Raw genomic sequence first — 5,429 nt, 5'->3', positions numbered from 1 at the left:
GATGTGTATAAGAGACAGGCTGCGGCAATATGTGGACGCCGCGCCGAAGATGATGGAGTTCCTGGAGCAGGCCAGCCCCTGGTTCGAGTTCGTCTGGAAACCCGGCTACGCCGACTACTACCCGGAGCTGCCCGGCGGCTCCGAACTCGGCAGCACCATCAACGTGCCGGCCATCGACCTGCGCAAACTCGGCGACGAGGAACAGAATCTGCTGGCGCCGTTGGCGCTGGCACCAAAGGGAATCTGGTTGGGGCCCAAGGACCTCCGACTCTTCTATCAGGTCCGCCAGTCCTGGCGCGGCAAGGCGGTACTGGTCAAGCTGCTGTGGCGGATGTTCCGGGCCCGGGTGTTCGGGGATCGGATGGCCGCCATCGGTCAATCGCTGGCGGCGCGAATGCGGTTGGCCATGCTCGAACGCGACATACCGCTGTGGCTGGACACGCCGATGACCGAACTGATCACCGACGACTCCGGTGCGGTGACCGGAGCGGTGGTGCGGCGCGAGGGTCGGTCGCAGCGAATCTCGGCGCGCCGTGGGGTGATCCTGGCCAGTGGCGGCTTCGACCACGACTTGGCTTGGCGTAAGCAGTATCAGCCGGTGCTGGAACACGATTGGAGCTTCGGCAATCCGCTGGCCACCGGGGACGGTATCCGGGCCGGGCAAAGCATCGGAGCGGCCACCGAACTGCTGGACGAGGCGTGGTGGTTCCCGGCGCTGTGCTGGCCTGACGGGCGTCTGCAGTTCATGCTCAACGAACGCATGATGCCGTCCCAGTTCATCGTCAACGGCGACGGGGAACGGTTCATCAACGAGGCGACGCCCTACATGGACTTCGCGCACGCCATGATCGCCGGCCAGCAGACCGGCGTCACCCACATCCCGTGCTGGCTGATCACCGACCAGCGGTCCTTTCACCGCTACGTCGTTGCCGGGCACCTGCCGATCCCGAAGATTCCCGGCGCACCGGTCCCCACCGGCCGCCGAATACCGCAGGCCTGGCTCGACTCCGGCGTGGTCAAGGCCGCCAACTCCTTCGAGGAGCTGGCCGGTGAGATCGGTGTCCCGCCGGAACGACTGCGCAGCACGGCACAGCGGTTCAACGAGCTGGCCCGCACGGGTCACGATGACGACTTCAATCGCGGCGACAGCGTCTACGACAACTACTACGGCGATCCGACGATGCCCAACCCCAATCTGTACCCGCTGGGCAAGCCGCCCTACTACGCGTTCCGGATCATCCTGGGAGACCTGGGCACCTCCGGTGGCCTGCGCACCGACGAGCATGCCCGGGTGCTGCGTGCCGATGACTCGGTGATCGAGGGCCTCTACGCGGTGGGCAATACCTCGGCGCCGGTCATGGGCCGTAGCTATGCCGGCGCCGGAGCCACCATCGGCCCGGCGATGACCTTCGGTTACGTCGCCGCTCAACATCTTGCCGATATTTGCGACCACCATCCGTCCGCCGAATCGCAGACTCCCAACCAATCGCCCAGGAGGTAAAACGTGAAGATCTCACTGTTCTACGAATTCGCGCTGCCGCGTCCATGGTCCGACGACGATGAACGCCAACTGTTCTCCGACGGCCTGGACGAAGTGGAGTTGGCCGACAAAGCCGGGTTCTCCACGGTCTGGCTCACCGAACACCACTTCCTGGAGGAGTATTGCCACGCCACCGCGCCGGAGATGTTCTTGGCCGCGGCCAGCCAGCGCACCAAGAACATCCGGCTCGGTTTCGGGATCATGCACCTGCCCCCGGTGGTCAACCATCCCGCCCGGGTGGCCGAGCGGGTCGCCACCCTCGACCTGCTCTCCGGCGGCCGGGTCGAATTCGGCACCGGCGAGGGATCCTCGATCGCCGAACTCGGCGGATTCGGTATCGATCCGGCCGACAAACGAACCCAGTGGGAGGAAGCGCTGGAGGTCTCGATCCGGTGTATGACCGAGGAGCCGTTCACCGGCTTCGACGGTCAGCATGTCCAGATGCCGGCCCGCAATGTGGTGCCAAAGCCGATGCAGAAGCCGCATCCGCCGGTCTGGGTAGCCTGCACCCGCCCGGCATCGGTGCAGATGGCCGCGCAGAAGTGCATCGGCGCCCTGAGTTTCGCCTACACCGGTCCGGGACCGCTGGCCGAGCGGGTCAACGGCTACTACAAGGAACTCGAAGAGAGCGGCGTGCCGGTCACCCCCCAGGTGAACCCGAACATCCTGGCCATTGGTGGCGACCTGTCGATGATGGTGGCCCCCACCGATGAGCAGGCGATCGCGCGCCTCGGCGTCGGGGGCGGATTCTTCTCGTTCGGGATCATGCACTACTACATGACCGGCGAGCACACCCCGGGCCGGACCGGAGTGTGGAACCGATACCTCGAAGAGGTCGAGAAGGATCCGACGCTGGCCTATGGGCCGGGGCGTGGGGCAATCGGAAGTCCGTCGACCGCAAGAGAGTTCCTGCGCGGCTACGAGGAGAGCGGCGTTGACGAACTCATCCTGTTGCTCAACCCGCGCAGCCACGAGGCGACCATGGAGGCCATCGAACTGATGGGCAAAGAGGTGCTGCCGGAGTTCATCGAACGCGACGAGAAGGCAGTGGCCGAGAAAGCCAAGCGGCTCGAACCGGTGCTGGAGAAGCTGGAGGCCCGCCGACAAGCGCCCACCGCACCGGCGTTCGACGAAACCTACTCCTTCGGCGGACTGCCTACCGGTCGAGGCGGCACGTTCACCGCCACTGAGATCCCCGAGGCGATGGCCGAGATGAACGAGGGCCGGGTGCAGGCCGCCCAACTTGCCAAGGAGGAGCGAGCAGAACGGGAACGCGGCAACCAGTGAGCGCACCGTCGGGCCTCTGGCGATACGAGGGGCGACGAACCGTGGTCACCGGCTGCTCGTCGGGAATCGGCGCGGCGCTGGTGACGCAACTCGGTGAGCTCGGAGCGCGAGTCGTCGGCCTGGACCGGGTCGAACCCGCGGGGAGCGTCGATGAGTTTCACTTGCTCGACCTGGCCGATCCGGAGTCGATCGACGCGGCCGCCGGGGCGATCGGCGGGTCGCGGGTCGATGCCCTGTTCAACGTCGCCGGCGTCTCCTCGGGCATCGGTGACCCCGAGCGGGTGGTCACGATCAACTTTCTGGGCATGCGCCAGCTCACCGAGGCGCTGCTGCCGGTGATGCCGACGGGCTCGGCGATCGTCAATGTGTCCTCACTGGCCGCGGCGGCATTCCGCGAGAACGCGCAGACCACGGTCGGCCTGTTGAACTCCCAAGGCATGGCTGCCGGATTACAGTGGTGCCGTGCTAATCCCGCCGCGCTCGCCGACGGCGGCTACCGGCTGTCCAAAGAGGCGATCATCCTCTACGGCATGCTCAACGCAGGACCACTGGCGCACCGCGGAATCCGGATCAACTGCACCGCACCCGGTGTCACCGAAACCCCGATCCTCGACCAATTGCGTAGCAAATACGGGCAGGACTATCTCAACGACATTCCCAAACCCTTGGGACGGGTCGCCAGCGCTGACGAACAGGCTGCACCGCTGGTGTTCCTGAACAGTCCCGCAGCCGGTTACATCACCGGCCAGGTGCTCTGGGTCGACGGCGGCAACACCGGCGGCCGGGTCGCCGCCGCGCTGACGGACGGATCGGTGCCGTGGCCGACCTGACCGAGTTCCGGCGGGTGGCCGAGACGGTCCGCAATTGGGGACGTTGGGGCGACGCCGACGAGCTGGGTACGCTCAACCTCATCACCCCTGCGAAGGTCGCCGAGGCCGCCGCCCTGGTCCGCCGCGGCAAGGTCTTCCCGCTCGGCGTGGATTTCGGGTCGTCGGGTCCGCAGGGCGCTTTCCAGTTCCGGCACAATCCCATTCACGTGATGACCGTCGACGGCGGCGACGTCAGCACGCTTGCGCAGTACGGCCCGGAATGGCATCGCAATAACGTGGCGCAGCAGCTGAGCAAGTTCTTCGTCGACAACCCGTTCCGGTTCAACGACGACATGATCGTGATGCCATTGCAGGCCGCCAGCCAATGGGATGCGCTGTCGCACGTCTACTACGACGACCTGCTCTACAACGGCTTCCCGGCGAGTTCGGTGACCAGCCTGGGCGCCTACCACTGCGGCATCGACAAGGTCGATGGCAAGGGGATCACCTCGCGCGGTGTGCTGCTGGATGTGGTCGCGCACCGCGGAGCAGACACCTTCCTGCCGCTGGGCACCCCGATCACTCCGGAGGAGCTTGACGATGTCGCCCGCGCCCAGAAGGTCAGCGTCGGGCCCGGCGACATCGTGGTAGTCCGAACCGGTTGGTGGGAAAGGTTTTCCCAGACCGGTGACGGTGCCGAACCGGGTGCCGGACTGGACTGGCGGTGCGCCGCCTGGTTGCACGAGCACGAGGTCGCCGCGGTGGCCGCCGACAACCTGATGGTCGAGGACCCGATCTCCGGCGTGGAGGGAACCTATCTGCCCCTGCACATGCTGTGCCTGCGCGATATGGGACTGATGCTGGGCGAGTACTGGGACCTCGGCGCGCTGGCCGCCGACTGTGCCGCCGATGGCGTGTACGAATTCCAGCTGGTGGCACCGCCGTTGCGGGTGACCGGCGGGGTCGGGTCGCCGGTCAACCCGATCGCGATCAAGTAACCCTGACGGGAGCGTCATGCGATTCGTCTTCGTGCACGGTGGATTTCACGCCGCCTGGTGCTGGGTACGCACCATCGCCGAGCTGGAGAAGATCGGTCACACCGGTATCGCCGTGGACCTGCCCGGCCACGGCTCCCGGCTCGGTGAGGAGTCCACCCTGGCCAACCGCCGGGAAGCCGTCACGGCGGTCCTGCAGCCGGGTGATGTGCTGGTGGGCCACTCCGGGGGCGGTTTCGACGCCACCCTGGGCGCTGATAGCGCTCCGGAGCTGGTGCGCCACATCATCTATCTGGCCGCGGCTCTGCCCCGGGAGGGCCGCAGCTACACCGATGCGATGACGATGGGCAGCGAGGGAGCTGAATTCTTCGACACCGCCGCCAGCGACATGCTGGCCCATCTGCACTTCGCGGACGACGGGACGATGACCTTCGCCGATATCGACGGTGCGCGGCAGTACTTCTACCACGACTGCGACGACGACACCGTGCGGTGGGCCTTCGAACGGCTCGGGACGGAGCGGTTCGGCGAGACGACGATCGCACCGGTATCGGTACCGGCCTTCTGGGCGGCCGACATCGGGCGCAGCTTCATCCGCTGCGAACAGGACCGCGCCTACCCGCGCTGGCTGGCCGACCTGGTCTGCCAGCGCCTCGGAGTCGAGCCGTTGACCATCGACGCCTCGCACTCGCCGTTCCTGAGCCGCCCCACCGAACTGGTCGAGCTGCTGGTGCACGCCACCACGACCCGGCCGGTCGCGCCGCTGAACCCGAACTGAGGAGTCTCCCTGTGCCGGTT

Annotated in this window: 5 protein-coding genes; all 5 read left to right on the top strand. The window is 66.5% G+C overall.

Annotation, left to right across the window (positions count from 1 at the left end; genetic code table 11):
* The coding region (locus tag LI94_RS20045; protein WP_046302308.1) for an FAD-binding protein at positions 1–1,501 on the top strand (1,501 nt) is incomplete at its 5' end.
* A gap of 3 nt (positions 1,502–1,504) precedes the next feature.
* On the top strand, positions 1,505–2,827 hold the full coding sequence (locus tag LI94_RS20040) for an LLM class flavin-dependent oxidoreductase (protein WP_046302307.1): 1,323 nt from the start codon (positions 1,505–1,507) through the stop codon (positions 2,825–2,827).
* The gene (locus tag LI94_RS20035; protein ID WP_046302306.1) at positions 2,824–3,657 is read left to right on the top strand and encodes a coniferyl-alcohol dehydrogenase; all 834 of its coding nucleotides are present in this window, start codon (positions 2,824–2,826) and stop codon (positions 3,655–3,657) included. Before LI94_RS20040 ends, LI94_RS20035 begins: the two co-directional genes overlap by 4 nt.
* On the top strand, positions 3,645–4,634 hold the full coding sequence (locus tag LI94_RS20030; protein WP_046302305.1) for a cyclase family protein: 990 nt from the start codon (positions 3,645–3,647) through the stop codon (positions 4,632–4,634). Before LI94_RS20035 ends, LI94_RS20030 begins: the two co-directional genes overlap by 13 nt.
* Before the next feature lie 16 nt (positions 4,635–4,650).
* On the top strand, positions 4,651–5,409 hold the full coding sequence (locus LI94_RS20025) for an alpha/beta fold hydrolase (protein WP_046302304.1): 759 nt from the start codon (positions 4,651–4,653) through the stop codon (positions 5,407–5,409).
* The last annotated feature ends 20 nt before the right edge of the window (positions 5,410–5,429 follow it).

Origin of the sequence: Mycobacterium sp. UM_Kg27 (assembly GCF_000972905.1) — a bacterium.
GTDB lineage: Bacteria > Actinomycetota > Actinomycetes > Mycobacteriales > Mycobacteriaceae > Mycobacterium.
This window is presented reverse-complemented; position numbering and strand designations above follow the sequence as displayed.

Bases quoted from the DNA above. Each gene is read 5' to 3' on its own strand.
- LI94_RS20025 (WP_046302304.1), top strand. From the start codon at position 4,651: ATGCGATTCGTCTTCGTGCACGGTGGATTTCACGCCGCCTGGTGCTGG.